Consider the following 15973-nt stretch of genomic DNA (forward strand, 5'->3'; position numbering starts at 1 on the left):
TGAGAATCCGGGCTAACCGTGCGAAGTCCACTAAAGGGACTGAAATGAAATCTGGATTCAACCCGTTTCAACGGGTTTCGCACCGTTAGCCCAGACCTACAGTCACGGGCGGGGCAGAATCGCAGCGCGAAAACTCCCCGAACTCACGTCAACCGACAAAAAGCTCCTGAAGACCAGTCGGCTTTCAGGAGCTTTAATTAACAAACGGGACTGGCGCGGCTCGAACGCGCGGCCTAGCGCTTCAGATTGGTGTGAGTTTCCCCACTCTCTGGACTATCCCTTCACCCTAAGCAGTCGCTCGTAGGTGGTGACCATCTAGTCTCTACACCTTCCTAAATGAAATGTCCATCTTTGTAAATCAGTCAATTCATCTAGGCTTGGCTCGGTATTTCCATGAAGTGCGACAGCAGATTGCTTAAAATCTTTGCCTCACCTTTTAGGGTTCACCGAGTTTGATCACATTCACGCGCAGAGTTTCCTCGACGGTGCCCAAATCGTTCAGGAGGCGCTCGCTCTATCCATCTGAGCTACAGCCCCAAACCAAGCGAATTATAACAGCCCAGCAAAAAAATGGGGCGCGATCGCCACCCCAAATCTCAATCAGCGTGACTCAGTGCTGTAATCTACAGATTTATAACCTGAATCCACGATCGGGAGATGTGAATGAATGTCAGCCTAGTTGTCTCCAACCTTTTGAATCCGCCTGTTCTATTCTTCTTTTTAGGAATGCTGGCTGTTTTAGTCAAATCTGATCTCGAAATTCCCGCTCCCATTCCAAAATTATTCTCGTTATATTTGCTGATCGCGATCGGGTTTAGAGGCGGTTCAGAATTAGCCAAAAGTGGCATTACTCAGGATGTATTTTTAACGATCGGAGCAGCGATTTTGATGTCTTGTGTTGTGCCAATCTACACATTTTTTATCTTACGGATCAAATTAGATCCCTATAATGCAGCCGCGATCGCCGCGACTTATGGCGCAATCAGTGCGGTCACTTTTATCACGGCTGGCTCATTTCTCGATCAGCTCAACATTGCCTCTGACGGATATATGGTGGCAGCCTTAGCATTGATGGAGTCACCCGCGATCGTGGTGGGTTTAATCTTGGTGAAAGTGTTTGCAGTCAACCAAGATGGTCAAGAATTCGATTGGGGCGAAATCTTGCGCGAGTCATTTTTTAACGGCTCGGTGTTTTTGTTGTTTGGCAGCATCATCATCGGCATCTTGACCGGAGAGCATGGTGAAGAAGTGTTGAAACCCTTTACCCAAGACTTATTTTATGGAGCACTCACCTTTTTCTTACTAGATATGGGATTGGTTGCCGCTAAACGAATTCAAGACTTGCAGAAGGCGGGCGTGTTTTTGATTGCGTTTGCGATTTTGACCCCGATTTTTAACGCTGGAATTGGCATCGCGATCGCCAAACTCATCCAAATGCCGCAAGGAAATGCGCTGTTGTTTGCCGTTCTCTGTGCAAGTGCGTCTTACATTGCCGTTCCGGCTGCGATGCGGCTCACCGTTCCTGAAGCCAACCCTAGTTTATATATTTCGACGGCTCTCGCAGTCACTTTTCCATTCAATATTTTGGTAGGAATTCCGCTCTATTTGTATGGAATCAATTTATTCTGGAGCTAATCATGGAAGTCGTAAAACGCATCGAGATTATGGCGAGTTCGATCGAACTCAATAAAATTCTGAAAGGGCTAGAAAAATCAGGCGTTCCGGGCTACACCGTGATTCGGAATGTGGCTGGAAGAAGTTTACGGGGCACAGTGTCTGATGATTTTTCGAGCTTAGATAATGTGTATGTGATTGCTTTTTGCTCTACTGAGCAGATTGATGCCGTGATTGAAAACTTGAATCCAATCTTAAACAAGTTTGGAGGCGTATGCTTTGTGTCAGATGCAATGCAAATGAACGTCGTTCGATGTGTCGGATCGTGAATGCTAAAACAACAGAAAATTTAGACGTTGCTGAATACGGATATGAAATGCCCTCCTCACGAAGTGTGGCGAGAGCTTTGCCCAACCCTTCTCCCCAGGGAAAAGAGAGCCAGAACTCTTGTCCCCTCTCCATTAGGGAGAGGGCTAGGGTGAGGGTAAAATCTGTGCTTCATGGATCGATTCAGCAACACCAAAATTCATTGATTTTGCTCCTATCAGATACTCCATCCACAATTTGCTTGCCAGACCCCATCCCAAGGTTCACCACCCGTCTCCAAACCACAGAGAGAACTCGTCGCCTTCAGAATTAATTCGTTGCTGTGACGCGTTCTCAACTCCAGCGTTACCTTTCCTAACATGGTATCTCGACAAACAAACCTTAGCCCCTGAGCGGTTGGCGCACGCAGCGGCGTTCCGGGTAGATCAGTCGTGCCTGTGAGCGTGATTGTATAATCTGCATTCTTGGCATCCATTTGCCAATAGCCCCACGGTCTAATACACCAACTCACTTCAGAATTCCAGGGCACAAATTCATAAAATTTGCCGCGATGGTGAACGCCAATCATTGCGACCGACTCCATCCACCATAAAACTCCACGTCTACCGCCGCCTGCTGTCAGTGCCAGATCCGGTTCGTTGTCAAAACTATTGCAGTTTAACCAAAACCACTTTTGCGGAAAGGCTCCTCCCCAGTTCTTCTCACCATAGGCAGGGGCGTTAGTAAATTCATATCGCTTCCCGTTCCAATCAATCCAGCCCGTTGCTAGCCCGTGCGCCATCAGAACTTGCCAACCCGGTTCAAAAATTTGTAGCGAAGACATCCATCCGGCTGTTGACTGCTGTGATTGCTCAGAACTCGCCCAGCCATACACGGGAGTAATCTCATACTGCCATTCTGCCGAGTTGCCGTTTGGCTCATAGAGTTTGCCCTGATGCCAAGTCGCCGTTGCCTGATAGCCTTCTTGGATCTGACGATCGAACTCCGCCGCCTCCAGATATCCAGCTTCTGAATGTTGAGATTTTCCCCAGTGACCCAAGCCCAGCGCGTCTTGCCATGCCCAAAACTGCTGCACATTGGGGAAGGTGCGACAGAGATATTCATCATTGGCACCCAAAATTTGAGCCGCACCCCCGCTGTAGGGTTGATTGCCTGTGGGGTCTTCGATCGAATACATAAACGCAAATGTCTGACCACACTCTGGCAGCGTGACGCGATAATACCAACCCTCAAAAAATAGGCGACTGCTTCCATCCCAGTGATAGCCGCTATGAGGGGTTTGTAGGCGATGCGATCGACTCATAATAGGGGCACTCCTTACACGGACCAGACGGGTTGACCGCACAGCGAATCTGAGCAGAACGGGCATTATAGCGACAGGTCGAATCCCCAATCAGGGCACCCACGCCTTCAACATAGTGATAGTCAGCAGGCAACGACAAAAGACGCTGAATTTGTCTGCGTTCTGCGGCTTGTACAGCAGCCCGTAATCGAGATTGTGCCCTCATCTGCATCTTTCTAAAAAACACGAAAGACAGAAGTGGCGGAATCAGCCCGATCGCGCAAATCAAAACAATCTCCAGCATATGACTATTGTGCTCAATCTGGCTGGAGATGTCAGGGTGAGATCTAGATAAATCTGGCTAAGAGGCTCCCGGTTTAGGTTTATGAGTTGACGAAACGTGTAGCTCTTTAAGCTGCTTGTCATCGACGCTAGAAGGCGCACTCGTCAGCAAACATCGAGCCTGTTGAGTTTTGGGAAACGCGATCGCATCTCGAATCGATTCTTCGCCTGCCAGCAGCATCACCCAGCGATCGAGTCCATAGGCGATGCCGCCATGCGGAGGGGTGCCATACTCAAACGCTTCTAACAGAAAGCCGAATTTGTTGTGTGCTTCTTCGACCGATAGCCCGATCGTTTCAAACACTTTTGCTTGCAGATCGGACTGATAGATCCGCACACTGCCGCCGCCGACTTCAAAGCCGTTAAACACCAGGTCGTATGCCTGAGCATGAGCCGTTTTGAGATCGTGTGCCTCTTCAGGTTTGGGTGCGGTAAAGGGATGGTGTAACGCCTCCAGTCGCTTCTCGTCGGCGTTCCACTCAAACATTGGGAAGTCGGTCACCCACAGCAAATTAATCTTGTCGGAATCGATTAAGTTTAGTTCGCGTGCCAGGGCTTGACGGAGGCGATCGAGCGTTTTATTCACCGTGATCGTGTCTCCCGCCCCAAATAAGAGCAGATGTCCGGGTTTGGCTCCGGTGCGGGTGAGAAGCTCTTGTTTTTGCTCGTCGGTCAGGTTGTCTTTGATGGCTCCGATCGTGTCAATTTCGCCATCTTCACGGACTCGAATATACGCCAATCCTCGCGCCCCGGCTTCTGCGGCTTCTTTAAATAAGTCTCCACCCGGCTTGATTCGCACGTTAGAAACGGCATCATTTCCACCCGGAATCGGCAGAATTTTGACAATGCCGCCCTTCGCGACCGAATCAGCAAAGACTTTAAAGCCAGAATTTTTGAGAATATCCGACACGTCTACTAGCTCTAATCCGTAGCGCGTATCAGGCTTGTCAGAGCCGTAGCGATCCATCGCGTCTGCATAGGTTAGCTGAGGAAACGGAGTCGGAATCTCAACGCCTTTAATGGTTTTGAAGATGTGACTGACTAACCCCTCGTTCAGGTGAATAATTTCTTCTTGTGACATGAAACTCATTTCCATGTCGAGTTGAGTAAATTCGGGTTGACGATCGGCTCTCAAATCTTCGTCGCGAAAACAGCGAGCGACTTGATAATAGCGATCGAAGCCCGACACCATCAGAATCTGCTTAAACAATTGCGGCGACTGCGGCAGCGCAAACCATTCACCCGCATTCACCCGCGACGGAACGAGATAATCTCTGGCACCTTCGGGAGTCGATCGCGTCAAAATTGGGGTTTCGACTTCGATAAACCCTTCAGCATCTTCTAGATAGCGACGAATCGATTTGATCACCTGATGACGCAGTTGTAAGTTACGACTCATCCGCTCTCGGCGCAAATCCAAATAGCGATATCTCAGGCGTAAATCTTCTCGCACCGTTTCGTTATCAGACATCGAGACTTGAAACGGCAACTGTTTGCGAACAGCGTTGAGAATTTCAATCTCGTCGGCATAAATTTCAATCTCGCCCGTCGCAATTTTAGGGTTTAACGACTCATCAGGGCGCTTAGTAACCCGTCCCACAATCTTGATCACATATTCGTTTCGCAAATCACCCGCGGTTTGATAAGAACCCGGAGTCCGTTCGGGGTCGCTGACAATTTGAACGGTGCCACTGCGATCGCGCAAATCGACGAAAATCACATACCCATGATCCCGACGACGATCGACCCATCCATAAAGAGTCACTGTCTCTCCAATGTGGCTGGCTCGGAGTTGACCGCAATAGTAGCTACGCATAGGGAGAAATGAGGGATGAGGGATGAATCGGAAACTATGAGTTTAGTCTAACGATCGTGGGCAGATCAACGCTTTCAATGGACAAGCATTGCTGACAACGCGCAAAAACCTTTCAATTATGGCGTAGTTGAGTGACGATCGTGAGCGGGTATTTGGAATCTCATCTCATCCTTTTGTCTCCCGCCTTGCTTAACTGCCGAACAATGGCAGAGAATTTCTATCCGTACAATGGAAGTTGAGATGTCATCCTAAAGCAGCCATGACGATTCCAGCCAGCGACTATCCGTTTGCCCAAGAATTCATCACCGATGCGTCAGGAAAGATTTGCAAAGTCATTATCAATATCGCTGACTACCAAAAATTGCTCAATGCTCTAAAAGACGAGGGGCTTTACCGCGCGATCGTGGAAGTACGCGATGAACTGCCGATGAGTCTGGCAGAAGCGCTTAACGAACTGGAACAACCGTGAATGTTGAGTATCTGCCAAGCTTTTTGAAGGATCTCAAAGCGTTAAAACAAACCACTTCTACCAAAAAAGACAATTTCCTCCTTCCTGGCTAAAGAGCGATCGTTGTCCCTTCTCAAAAAATCTTTCTCGACTAGCATGGAAATTGTCTGGACACAACACGCAGAAGAACGACAGCAGCAGTGGGAACAGCGACTCGGCATCACTCGACAAGAGGTTGAAGCAGTGGTGATCAATCCAGAACAAATGATTCCTGATGACGAAGGCATTCTCGTTGCCCAATCAAGAAGAGGTAACGGCTTACTGCGCGTTCCCTATGTAGAAATTGGCTCAACGAAGCGCATCCTTACCCTTTACTGGACAAATCAAGTCAAACGCTACTGGCAGGAATCACTATGAGAATGCAATACAGCGCTGATGCCGATATTCTGATCCTGATTCTGCGGGAAACGCCTCCAGTCAACGCCATCTCTGAACCGGGTGGTGTGATTGTCAGCTATGACGAAGCGGGAGAACCTGTGAGCATTGAGTTTCTCAACGCCTCAAAACGGCAACTGATTCAACCTGGAGAAACTTCACTGCCGATTCAGATGTGATGACACTCATTTACAAGCTTAGAGCGTCATTCTTCGGAGGCAATAGGTATTGTATAAACGCGGATGGTTGCTTTTGTCAGTTCAATTCTGTCGATCTCCAACCGCAAATTTCGAGTTTAAAGCACGATCGTTCGAGTTCAAAGCTCAAAACTTCAAGTTCAAAGCACGATCGTCCGAGTTCAGAAGTCAAAGTTTCGAGTTCAAAGCACGATCGTCCGAGTCCAGAACTGGAAAATTTGAGTTCAAAGGTCGATCGTTCGAGTTCAGAGGTCAAAGTTTTAAGTTCAAAATGAGATCGTTCGAGTTCAAAGCTGAAAACTTCAGGTTCAAAGCACGATCGGTCTCAAATTGAGCGTTTCGCTCGAATAGCTGTCTGGGTTACAAGCGGTTGTGACCTAACCACGAGTTTGACAAAACTAGGACACCTTCCCCCTCTAGCCAGCCTGTTGCAATGGGTAGACTAGCGACAGAAGCACGTTGGGAAAGATTTTAATGCTGCTAGAAGCGATCGTTACTCTGGGGTTAGGCATCTTCTGCTTTCGGGGAGGCACGACGATCGGGCGACTGCTTTTGCGACAAGGGGCAACGGCAAATGACTTGTTTAAAGGGAAAAATAATGCAGCCGCGCTGCTGTTTATTGGCATCTACGTCGCCTTTCTCGTTTTGGCACTCAACATTCCCCAAATGCAAATCTTTCCTCTGACCTGGCGCGTCTATGGAATGCAGACCACTTGGACGATTATGCGCATCATGCTGATCGGGTTTTGTGGAGTCGCCTATACGATCGTGGCACAAACCGCTCGTAAGCAAATTCTCACGGTGCTGTTGCTTGGGGCGATCGGAGTCGGCGGATTCACCACAACCGAAGCTTATTTTTTGGCTCCGATTCACGACGATCTCTTCAACAACTTGCAGCCCAACGGAGTCTTTAAGCAAACCTCAATGAGTAGCTGTGCCCCGTCTGCATTAGCGACGGTTTTGCAGCGATGGGGCATCAAAGAAGCCACCGAAACCAGTGTCGCAAAGCTGGCGGGCACGAGTCGTATGGGCACAACGATGCCGCAAGTGATTTTGGCAGCCCGTGGATTTAATCTCAACGGGGTTGAACTCGCCCCAACCTGGGAGCAGATGCGTCAAATCAACCGTCCGGGGGTGTTGGGCGTTTGGCTGATCGACGGCGATCGCAAACTTTCCCACGCGGTGGCACTGCTGGCAATGAACGCAGATAAAGCGGCGATCGGCGATCCATCCAGTGGCAAAATTTATGTGCTCGATCGGACTGAATTCGCCCGAATTTGGCGAGAGCAATACGTGCCGATTTTCCGACCGAACGAGATTTTGTTATTAACAAACATTCAAGCCGCTGATTATCTCAAGCGCCTGGGCTACTTCCAGCAGAAGTCTCAAGACTTTAAATCAGCCTTGCGGGAGTTTCAGCGATCGTCCGGTGTCAAAATCACAGGAACTCTCGACACCCAAACGAGTTTGTTATTAATGGGGTCTTTTTTAGAGGGAGTGCCCACTTTAAAGGAGTTCTCGATCGATTAAAGATCGGGTTCGATGCCGAGCGATCGTAACTGGGCGATTAGTCGCTCTGTCCGTTGTCGTTCTTGCTCAACGAGATCTGATTGCCGCTCTAAAGGTGTAGGAATCCAATTACCCAACGCGTCGAACCAGCGCAACCACTGCCGCTCAATGCCCTGATAAGTGCCTTCCCACAATCCCAGCCCTAACCGCAGTTCTTCAAACCAAAATCGGGGTGGCGTTGCCTCAATCTTGCTATAGCTTCCACCTTCGAGACGAAACACCTGTAGCTCATCGGTGTAACGGTTAAACACAATGTAGTAGGGAATGCGGAGAACCCGTTCATAAACTTCCCATTTAGTTGGCGGTTGGTCAACGTCTCGCAAGGTTTGCCCTAAATCTTCTCGTTCGGTGCCTGGTGAGAGTAGCTCGACTACCACGATCGGGTTGACTCCTTCTTGCCAACTAACATAGCTCAGACGCAAATCGCGCTGTTCATAAAGTCGAGAAATGCCCACAACTCCAAACCAATCGGGGCGTTTATACCAACCTGTATGGCGCACATCATAGTAAAGATTGAGATCACTGCCCGTAAAGACATCTTCGCTGAGATAGTCGGGCGGAAGAAAGGTTTCTTCAAGCAAGCGAGGCTGGAGCAAATGAAACTCGTCGGGCAAGCCAGGTTCCTCCGGGTTCTCGCTGGGCAGGTCATACATGGTTGGCAAATAGTCTTTGGGCGATCGTGGCGGATCGGTTTGAAACATAGCCTTCTTCAACAAACTACCCTTTATTGTAGAGGTCAAACTCCCTTGACAAAAGGACGATATTCAATGCTGCAAGATCCGGCGATTCGAGTGCCGATCGCCATTAGTCTCGGCGCGATCGCGGGTGCTTTGTGCCGCTATTACTTAACCATCTGGTCGATTCAGCGCTTCGGAATCGCATTTCCCTACGGGGTTTTCTTGATTAACTTAAGCGGCTGTTTTTTAATGGGATTTCTGGCAACGTGGTTTGTCGATCAGCCGACATCTCCTGAAGTTCGGCTAATGTTGACCACTGGATTTTTAGGTGCCTACACCACCTTTTCGACTTATGGATTAGACACCCTCAATCTGCTGAGAACTCAAAACTTTTCAGCCGCAGGTCTTTACTGGCTGGGCAGTGCCGCTTTAGGAGTCGTCTTCGTTCAGCTAGGAGCAATGCTGGCGAGAGTTGGACAATAAAAGAGTTTGATTACTTTTGTTTGGCTTCGTAGAGATAGAATTTTCCAAACAAGCCGACGGTCTCAAAGTGGTAGGTCGGCATTCCGGGAAGAAAGGCTAAATCGGGCACGATCGCGCGCACTGATAGGTCAGTTTGATAGAAGCTAAACACGAGATAATCTTGGCGATCGGTGTTGCGAGTAATCACCTTTTTGATCTCAGACTGATTGTCGTCTACAAACTTTGGACATTGGCTTGCCAACCCCAAGGGCGCTTTTTTGCAAGCGTCTTCTCGAATGCGCTGAACTGCAAACGCTTCAAACGCCTCCTGTTTAGGGTTAGTCAGCGCCAAGGTTGCGGCTATTCCCAGTAGCGCCACTCCAATCAGTCCTGCTGCCAGGTTGACTATCTTCATAGCGGTCAATCCCCACTCCACAAGCGTTAGACAATCGGCTGCCTCACGCGAAACCACGATCTTAGACGCGATCGGACAAATTTTGTTCTCGTCCTAAAAGATCTAGCTGACTTGTCCCCTTGAATGCTATAGTACTAACTGTGATGGCGAGCGTAGCCAAGTGGTTAAGGCAGTGGTTTGTGGTACCACCATCCGGGGGTTCGAGTCCCCTCGTTCGCCCTTTTAAGTTTTGATTAGCATTAGCGACCCTGATCGCTCTCTATGGTTTCTAGAGTTGAAACGAGCCATCAGGCATAATCGTTCTACTGAAAATTGTTCTGTGGCGCTTAATCTCCCGAATATCAGCATCGGTAAGGTTGGCATCGGTGAGATTGGCTCTGCTTAAATTTGCGCCCCTCAAACAGGCAGTCGTCAAGATCACTCCCGTCAAATCTGCCCCGGTTAGGTTTGCACCTCTGAGATTTGCTCCGGTCAAGTCTGCACCTGCGAGGGTCGCTTTACTCAAATTTGCCCAGGCGAGATCTGCACTCGATAAATTGGCTGCGCTGAGATTGGCTGCAAATAAATAGGCGTTTCTGAGGTGCGATCGCATCAAGTTTGCCTTTTGCAAATCGGCATGATAGAGATGCGCCTCCATCAGTTCGGCTTCATAGAGATTGGCGTTGCTGAGATTTGCATGGGCAAAATTAGCATTGAGCAGCATTGCCTCGCTGAGGTCGGTTCGTCTCAAATCTGCTTCGCTGAGATCAGCTTCTCGAAAGGTTGCGCCTCGAAGCTCAGTGCCGATCAGATTGGCTCTGGTTAGATCGGCTCGATCGAAGTTAGCTCCCTTCAGATCTGCTCCAATCAAGTTGGCATCGCTGAGATCTGCGCCGCTCAAATCAGCAGCAACTAAACTAGCATCAACTAATTCCGCTTTTTGGAGGGTTGCATCGATTAGTTCAGCGTTGAGCAGCGTTGCCTGATTGAGAATCGCGCCATTGAGATTAGCAGCAATCAGCTTTGCCCAGGACAGATCAGCTTTTTTTAAGTTGACGTGATTAAGATCTGCGCCTCGGAGATTTGCGCCCTTTAAGTCGGCTTCGCTGAGGTCAGGGTAACTGTGCGGATGGAGCGATCGCCATTCAATCCACGCCACTGCCCCTTGCTGCAATAGCTTGAGATGCCTTGATGCCATGTCTATTCCTTTCGCATCTCGGTCGGATGCTCTCGCCCAGCGACGTTCTCGATCGCTGCCACCACTGCCTGAGATGCTGCCATGATGTCTCGCTCTGCGCCACCGAGATAGAGTCGCCCAAAGCTGCCCACCGCCGAGATTTGCAAAATGTTGATGAAGGCGGCTTTTTCGGCTTCGTTGGCGGCGAGGGCGGCAAAGGCGGCGGGTTCGACTTCAAAGACGTAGAGGGTTTGCCCTGCCAGAATCATGTTGCCGCGTCGGGTGCGGTTGATCAGTTGGGTGTGATGGGCATCGATGTTGCGAATAATTTGGCTAGAAATCACCCGCGGCTTGAGACCTTCGTTTTGCCGAACGCCCATCGCGTCTAGGATTGCTCGACCTGCGGCTTTGACTTCGCCCTGATTGCTGGCGTGAATTTCGAGCAGCCCATACAGACGTTCGACCATTTGCACACCGGGACGCACCACGGCTGATTTCATCGCCACGTCCATGATGCGGTTAATTTCGATGCCGGGAGAAATCTCAATCCAGAGGGAGGCATCTCCGGGCAGGGGTAAAAAGCCCAGTGCCTCGGTGCCGAGATAAGCAGCGTGTTGGGGCTGCAAGTTGTCGAGATACACGTAACTGCGAAGATCGATTCCCAAAAGTCACATCCCTGGCAAAGAGGCTAGATCAGTATACGATTTTGCGTTGACTCGTGGCTACTGACTAGGGAGGATAGAGGCGATTCTGCTATGCATCGACTAAATCGCTGTGGTCGGTTTCCCTGTTCCGAATGGTCTCAAATAAGTCGCTGTCATCATTGGTAAATGCACACACATCAAAGTAATAAACTGCGGGTGTTCCACTTCTTCTGCGGTTAGAAATCAAATAAGAATTAAGGTCAACGAATTTTTCATGATCTCGGTTAGAAAGGCTGATCAAATAGTTTCCAAAGTTGTCATAGATCAGAAAGTGTTCGTAGCCAATTTTTAACAGTGTCTTAATAGCCTCGATCGCTTCAGCTTCAGCGTTTGGTTTAAAGGTCAGATCATACTCAAAATAGAGAACTGGACGAGATGCAGAAATAATGTCAGCCGAGGCGTTAATAATTGAGAAGTCAAAGCCATCGGTGTCTATTTTGAGAAGTTTTGCATCCTTAAATCTGGAGTGATCTTGAATGATTGTGTTCAGGCTTTTCATTGCAACTCGCTCACCTTTGCTGGAAGTAAGAGCATTGACGATCGAGGCAGTTCCTCCGTGATTGAGAGTTGAATCAAAATTAATGATCTCCCCATCAGTGCCAACAAAACACTCATCAATTTCAACGTCTCCGATCTGCAAAGCATTGCGTCTCAGACATTCAACAAACTCAGGACTTCCTTCAACGCATAGGACTGGAACTGCCCGACCACTGCGGATGAGTGCTGCACTATCGCCGACATTTGCCCCAATGTCGATCGCAGATGATTGGGGATATTTATCAAAAACTGCCTGGGAAATATAGCCTAAAGCAGTATCATATCTGTGCCAAGTTGCTTGATAGTGATCTAAGCGATGGTCGATCGGCAGAAGAATAGAGTAGCAACCAATTTTGTATCGTTTAGTCGCAAGTTTTGCACTCTTCAGATTGACTAACTCTATGAAAATAGCCTCTAACTTATCAACTGCTTTAGCTTGACTAAATTCAGACATTGCTCGTTGTTGACCTGTTCGAGTAATTGCCTCCCAGCGTGCCAAGTCTGTTGGCAGAGAAGACAAACTATCGGCTAGATCAAATGGGTTTTCAGACTCAAAGATTAGTCCATCGGTGCCAGATTCGGCGATGATTTCTTTGGCTCCTCCGGTGCCACTGGTGACGAGAGTGAGTCCTGCTGCCATTGCCTCAATTTGACTGATTCCAAATGGCTCCTCAAATCGAGAAGGAAAAACCAGAACATTATGAGTTTTATAGAGTTGAATCAGTTCTTGACGAGACAATGCTCCTGGGAAGTGAACGGATTCTTGGAGTCCTTCTGATTCCACAAATTGCTTTAAAGCTTCAACAAATTCTGGTTGAAACGTGCCCCCGGCGATCGTGGCGGTGAATTCAATTCCTGCCGCGTGAAGTAGAGAGAGCGCTTCGACTAAAACATCAGCCCCTTTGTATGCGGTGACTAAACTGGCGTAGGCAATGCGAAGACGATCGCGCGGCGGAAGCTCGGCTTGATAAAAGGCATCGACATCGGCACCAGGATAAATAGTTTGTGTTGTAGCGGTCGAGTAGCCTAACGTCTGAAGGCTTGCCGTGACCCAATCGCTACAGGTGATGGGCTGGTAAAGGGGCGATTGGGGCGTGTGCTGAGGCGAATAATCGGCTTGAGCATTCATCAAATAGTGAACCACGGGCACATGACGAGAGAGCAATAGTGCTAAACTCTCTGCTTCCATTTGCACAAACCGCAGATTACCTGCTAAACAAACATCGGGCTGAAAGTGGTCTAAGTGGTGTTTGAGCACCGCCTGATTTTGCTGCCTCGCACTCACTACGCGCTGATGGTCAAACCAGCTTGCTCCTTCAGAGGACCACCCACCCATGAGCGACAAACAACGATCGACAGGCGGATCAGGATAGAGACTGACGTGAGATGCAGAAAACTGGGGCGTGTCACTCGTCAACACTAAAACGGTGTGACCACGATGTTGCAACAGTCGGGCAAAGTCTGCGATCGAGCGTTCATATCCTCCTAAAACTTGCGGCGGGTAAAGATTGGTGAGCACTAAGATTTTGAGAGTTTTAGTCATCTTGATTACTCTTGAGTGAAATACGGTGTTGCTGAATTCATCACGATCGCTCACTCAGTTCGGCTGATGATTCTGACGTTGCTAAATAGGTTGCCCACATTTGCTCGTAAGCCTTTTCCATCTCGCGAGTAAATTGTTTGCCATTCCAAAGTGGGGCAGTTTGTTTCGATCGCTTCAACTTCCAGGCGATTTGCTGCCGGAGCGCCGCATCGGTTCCTAAACGAACTCCCCAATTGACATATTCGTCATCTGTCCAGGCGATGCCTTCGGTGAGTCCGGCGTTGGTCAGCATCGTGTAGCTGTTTCGAGCGGCAAATTGTTCTCCGACTCGCGTCACTAATGGGATTTCCATCCAAAGGGCTTCGAGGGTTGTGGTTGCGCCATTGTAGGGAAAGGTGTCTAGCACCACATCGGCGATCGCTAAATTAGCGCGATGAATTTCAACCGATGGGTCATCAGGCAAAAATCGGAGACGATCGCTTGATACGCCCTCTTCTTCAGCGATTTCTGCAAAAAATTTGCTGATCGATTCCTGGTCTGAGAGTCCTTTAATTAAGAAGTAGCTGTTGGGAACTTGCTTAAGAATTCGCATTTGCAGCTTTACGGTGTCGCGATGTCGTTTGTAGCCTCGCTGGGCACTGAGGAAGACGATCGCATCATTGGGAATCTCTAAATGTTCTCGTCGTAGCGTGGGAATGCCGACTTCAAAACCATCGACGGCAATATAGGTTTGAGGCAACCGAACAATTTTCTCACTGTAGTAATCTTGGGCGGAGTCTGGCAAAACGTAGGGGTCGGCGATGAAATAGTCGATCGCGGGTAAACCTGATGCATCCCAACCGAGCCAGGTTGCTTGAACGGGGGCGGGCTTGAGTGCCAAAATCTCACAGGTTAGATCGAGGGTGATGCTGTCAAGATCGATGAGAATATCAATTTCGTCTTCATGGATCTGGGTCGCGATCATTAAGTTGGTTCCTAGACCGACCGTTTCAATTTTGTGGACGTGTTCAAATTGGTTCACATACCACTCTTGCAAGGGATCGTGAAATTTTCGATAGCTGAGAAAATAGCCATAGAGTTCAAAGCGATCGCGATCATGGTGCTGCAATAGGCACCGAGCAAGCCAGCCGACCGAATGCGTTGCCATGCAGTGAGACAAATAGCCGATTTTAAGACGCTTGGGGGCGCGATCGCGGATTGAGTGCTGATAGTTTCTGCCCTTGTTGGCGGCGTTGAGTTGAATATTTTTTTGACAATATTCGAGGACTTGATTTTCGAGGGTGCGCCAGCGCTGTGGCTGATCGTAGAAGTAGACCAAATAGTAAGACGAGTTGAGCAGCCGAGAGATACTAACAGAATGTACATCGGTGGGCTGTTGCTCAACCAAAGTCTGCAACAAAGACTCATGCCTCTCAGCAATCTTCAGCGCTTCTTGCCAATAGCCACCCGCACCAAGCAAGCCCCGCAAGATTAAATGGTTAGAAAAAATCTTTTCGGGTAAGTAGTTTGTGAGTTCATATCGACGCTCACCGACTTGGATGCTGCGATCGTACTGTTTTGCGTTGTGATAAAAAAGCGACAAGTGACCCAAAAATTCGATGCTGTCAGGGTCAAAGCGGAGATAAGCCTCAACCAGATCGGCTGCAAATGCACCACTCATCTTACTGTGAGCAAATCGAATCGCTGCGGGCAGCAAAACCTGCATCAAGGCGTGAGTATCAGGAACTAAGCTGATGCAACCCTCAGCAAATTTGAGCAGAGACGGCGTAGGGGCGGCGTGATATAAAACAGTTTCTAAAACGTGTAGCAAAAACTCTGAATTGACCTCTACTCCTTGAAGCGATTGCGGCAACTCCAACTCTTCAAGCGTGTCATCGGTGTAGAGATCAAGCTCGATCGAAAGCTGCAAGAGTTGCAGAACGTTATAAATGAGATTAGGAGACACTTCGCGCAGATGTTGACGGATTGCCCACGCGGTTGAGTAGTCTGTCAAAGCCTCGCGTCTCTCTGCCTCGGTTTGCAACACTTGCGCTAACTCAGCGACCCATTGTTCAACCTGATCAGGTTCACCTTCCGACATCGCAAACAGCCAGGTGGTTTGGGCTTCGGCTTCTTCACCTTGCAAGAGCAGCAATAAGCCTAACTGCCAATAATAAGATCGCTCTTCGGGGTTGGACTCGATCGCTTGTTCGTAGAGTTGGGCAGCTTGAGCATAATTTGCTTGCGCTAGATATTGGCTAGCTTGCAATTGCCAGGAGGTTAACGCTTCGGTAGAGTTGGTAGAAGTCATTGTCGTGGGGGCTTGATCGAAAGGGTTGCTTTAGTATGGACGCAAGATAAAGCGACGTAACACGCAAAAAAATGAGTGGATAGAAATCTACCCACCCACTCTCTAAAATTTTGAAACTTAGCGCTCAGGCTAGATCATTGCAACTTGATTGTGCTGTCA

Annotated in this window: 17 protein-coding genes and 1 tRNA gene; 8 read left to right on the plus strand and 10 right to left on the minus strand. The window is 48.8% G+C overall.

What is annotated here, in order from left to right; all coding sequences use genetic code 11:
- Positions 1-663: 663 nt before the first annotated feature.
- Both A8707_RS01980 and A8707_RS01985 read left to right on the plus strand, forming a co-directional pair.
- Positions 664-1635 carry a sodium-dependent bicarbonate transport family permease gene (locus A8707_RS01980; protein WP_068814595.1) on the plus strand — a complete coding sequence of 324 codons (972 nt, stop codon included), beginning with the start codon at positions 664-666 and terminating at the stop codon, positions 1633-1635.
- Between the two features lie 2 nt (positions 1636-1637).
- Positions 1638-1943 carry a P-II family nitrogen regulator gene (locus tag A8707_RS01985; RefSeq protein WP_068814596.1) on the plus strand — a complete coding sequence of 102 codons (306 nt, stop codon included), beginning with the start codon at positions 1638-1640 and terminating at the stop codon, positions 1941-1943.
- A 215-nt stretch (positions 1944-2158) separates the two neighbouring features.
- Here the strand turns inward: A8707_RS01985 and A8707_RS01990 are convergent, their stop codons facing one another.
- From A8707_RS01990 to aspS, 3 genes are read right to left on the minus strand one after another with little or no spacing between them, the layout of a single operon-like run.
- Positions 2159-3244 carry a tocopherol cyclase family protein gene (locus A8707_RS01990; protein ID WP_068814597.1) on the minus strand — a complete coding sequence of 362 codons (1086 nt, stop codon included), beginning with the start codon at positions 3242-3244 and terminating at the stop codon, positions 2159-2161.
- Positions 3210-3527 carry a DUF6464 family protein gene (locus A8707_RS01995; RefSeq protein WP_068814599.1) on the minus strand — a complete coding sequence of 106 codons (318 nt, stop codon included), beginning with the start codon at positions 3525-3527 and terminating at the stop codon, positions 3210-3212. Before A8707_RS01995 ends, A8707_RS01990 begins: the two co-directional genes overlap by 35 nt.
- A 57-nt stretch (positions 3528-3584) precedes the next feature.
- Complete coding sequence (gene aspS / locus A8707_RS02000; protein ID WP_068814601.1) at positions 3585-5381, minus strand: aspartate--tRNA ligase; 1797 nt, start codon at positions 5379-5381, stop codon at positions 3585-3587.
- 259 nt (positions 5382-5640) lie between these two features.
- Here aspS and A8707_RS02005 point away from each other — a divergent pair, with 259 nt between their 5' ends.
- The 3 genes from A8707_RS02005 (at position 5641) to A8707_RS02015 (ending at position 6443) form a co-directional block, all read left to right on the plus strand.
- On the plus strand, positions 5641-5850 hold the full coding sequence (locus tag A8707_RS02005; RefSeq protein ID WP_068814603.1) for a hypothetical protein: 210 nt from the start codon (positions 5641-5643) through the stop codon (positions 5848-5850).
- 135 nt (positions 5851-5985) lie between these two features.
- Positions 5986-6246 carry a DUF4258 domain-containing protein gene (locus A8707_RS02010; protein WP_068814605.1) on the plus strand — a complete coding sequence of 87 codons (261 nt, stop codon included), beginning with the start codon at positions 5986-5988 and terminating at the stop codon, positions 6244-6246.
- On the plus strand, positions 6243-6443 hold the full coding sequence (locus A8707_RS02015) for a DUF2283 domain-containing protein (protein WP_082906191.1): 201 nt from the start codon (positions 6243-6245) through the stop codon (positions 6441-6443). Before A8707_RS02010 ends, A8707_RS02015 begins: the two co-directional genes overlap by 4 nt.
- A 76-nt stretch (positions 6444-6519) precedes the next feature.
- On the opposite strand, the gene A8707_RS02020 is transcribed toward A8707_RS02015, so the two are convergent.
- On the minus strand, positions 6520-6717 hold the full coding sequence (locus tag A8707_RS02020) for a hypothetical protein (protein WP_068814609.1): 198 nt from the start codon (positions 6715-6717) through the stop codon (positions 6520-6522).
- Between the two features lie 203 nt (positions 6718-6920).
- On the opposite strand from A8707_RS02020, the gene A8707_RS02025 reads away from it, so the two are divergent.
- On the plus strand, positions 6921-7991 hold the full coding sequence (locus tag A8707_RS02025; protein ID WP_197484579.1) for a cysteine peptidase family C39 domain-containing protein: 1071 nt from the start codon (positions 6921-6923) through the stop codon (positions 7989-7991).
- Here A8707_RS02025 and A8707_RS02030 read toward each other — a convergent pair.
- Positions 7988-8731 (minus strand): Uma2 family endonuclease, encoded by a 744-nt coding sequence (locus A8707_RS02030; RefSeq protein ID WP_068814614.1) that lies wholly within the window; start codon positions 8729-8731, stop codon positions 7988-7990. The two genes, A8707_RS02025 and A8707_RS02030, sit on opposite strands and share 4 nt — an antisense overlap.
- Positions 8732-8776: 45 nt before the next feature.
- Here A8707_RS02030 and crcB point away from each other — a divergent pair, with 45 nt between their 5' ends.
- The gene (gene crcB, locus A8707_RS02035) at positions 8777-9190 is read left to right on the plus strand and encodes a fluoride efflux transporter CrcB (RefSeq protein ID WP_231947898.1); all 414 of its coding nucleotides are present in this window, start codon (positions 8777-8779) and stop codon (positions 9188-9190) included.
- A 10-nt stretch (positions 9191-9200) separates the two neighbouring features.
- Here the strand turns inward: crcB and A8707_RS02040 are convergent, their stop codons facing one another.
- The gene (locus A8707_RS02040; protein ID WP_068814780.1) at positions 9201-9584 is read right to left on the minus strand and encodes a DUF4359 domain-containing protein; all 384 of its coding nucleotides are present in this window, start codon (positions 9582-9584) and stop codon (positions 9201-9203) included.
- A 146-nt stretch (positions 9585-9730) separates the two neighbouring features.
- Between A8707_RS02040 and A8707_RS02045 the strand changes: the two genes are divergently transcribed.
- Positions 9731-9803, plus strand: a tRNA-His gene (locus A8707_RS02045).
- A gap of 49 nt (positions 9804-9852) precedes the next feature.
- Here A8707_RS02045 and A8707_RS02050 read toward each other — a convergent pair.
- The 4 genes from A8707_RS02050 to A8707_RS02065 all read right to left on the minus strand — a co-directional run bounded on the left by A8707_RS02050 (position 9853) and on the right by A8707_RS02065 (position 15814).
- On the minus strand, positions 9853-10761 hold the full coding sequence (locus tag A8707_RS02050) for a pentapeptide repeat-containing protein (RefSeq protein WP_068814618.1): 909 nt from the start codon (positions 10759-10761) through the stop codon (positions 9853-9855).
- Between the two features lie 2 nt (positions 10762-10763).
- The gene (locus A8707_RS02055; RefSeq protein ID WP_068814623.1) at positions 10764-11405 is read right to left on the minus strand and encodes a hypothetical protein; all 642 of its coding nucleotides are present in this window, start codon (positions 11403-11405) and stop codon (positions 10764-10766) included.
- An 88-nt stretch (positions 11406-11493) separates the two neighbouring features.
- A complete protein-coding gene (locus tag A8707_RS02060; RefSeq protein ID WP_068814624.1) occupies positions 11494-13524 on the minus strand; it encodes an FkbM family methyltransferase in 2031 nt (676 codons plus the stop codon).
- Positions 13525-13564: 40 nt separating this feature from the next.
- Complete coding sequence (locus A8707_RS02065) at positions 13565-15814, minus strand: O-linked N-acetylglucosamine transferase, SPINDLY family protein (RefSeq protein WP_068814626.1); 2250 nt, start codon at positions 15812-15814, stop codon at positions 13565-13567.
- Between the last annotated feature and the right edge of the window lie 159 nt (positions 15815-15973).

This window comes from Phormidesmis priestleyi BC1401 (assembly GCF_001650195.1).
In the GTDB taxonomy this organism is placed as follows: Bacteria; Cyanobacteriota; Cyanobacteriia; order Leptolyngbyales; family Leptolyngbyaceae; genus Phormidesmis_A; species Phormidesmis_A priestleyi_B.

Bases quoted from the DNA above. Each gene is read 5' to 3' on its own strand.
- A8707_RS01980 (WP_068814595.1), top strand. From the start codon at position 664: ATGAATGTCAGCCTAGTTGTCTCCAACCTTTTGAATCCGCCTGTTCTA.
- A8707_RS01985 (WP_068814596.1), top strand. From the start codon at position 1,638: ATGGAAGTCGTAAAACGCATCGAGATTATGGCGAGTTCGATCGAACTC.
- A8707_RS01990 (WP_068814597.1), bottom strand. From the start codon at position 3,244: ATGAGTCGATCGCATCGCCTACAAACCCCTCATAGCGGCTATCACTGG.
- A8707_RS01995 (WP_068814599.1), bottom strand. From the start codon at position 3,527: ATGCTGGAGATTGTTTTGATTTGCGCGATCGGGCTGATTCCGCCACTT.
- aspS (WP_068814601.1), bottom strand. From the start codon at position 5,381: ATGCGTAGCTACTATTGCGGTCAACTCCGAGCCAGCCACATTGGAGAG.
- A8707_RS02005 (WP_068814603.1), top strand. From the start codon at position 5,641: ATGACGATTCCAGCCAGCGACTATCCGTTTGCCCAAGAATTCATCACC.
- A8707_RS02010 (WP_068814605.1), top strand. From the start codon at position 5,986: ATGGAAATTGTCTGGACACAACACGCAGAAGAACGACAGCAGCAGTGG.
- A8707_RS02015 (WP_082906191.1), top strand. From the start codon at position 6,243: ATGAGAATGCAATACAGCGCTGATGCCGATATTCTGATCCTGATTCTG.
- A8707_RS02030 (WP_068814614.1), bottom strand. From the start codon at position 8,731: ATGTTTCAAACCGATCCGCCACGATCGCCCAAAGACTATTTGCCAACC.
- A8707_RS02040 (WP_068814780.1), bottom strand. From the start codon at position 9,584: ATGAAGATAGTCAACCTGGCAGCAGGACTGATTGGAGTGGCGCTACTG.
- A8707_RS02050 (WP_068814618.1), bottom strand. From the start codon at position 10,761: ATGGCATCAAGGCATCTCAAGCTATTGCAGCAAGGGGCAGTGGCGTGG.
- A8707_RS02060 (WP_068814624.1), bottom strand. From the start codon at position 13,524: ATGACTAAAACTCTCAAAATCTTAGTGCTCACCAATCTTTACCCGCCG.
- A8707_RS02065 (WP_068814626.1), bottom strand. From the start codon at position 15,814: ATGACTTCTACCAACTCTACCGAAGCGTTAACCTCCTGGCAATTGCAA.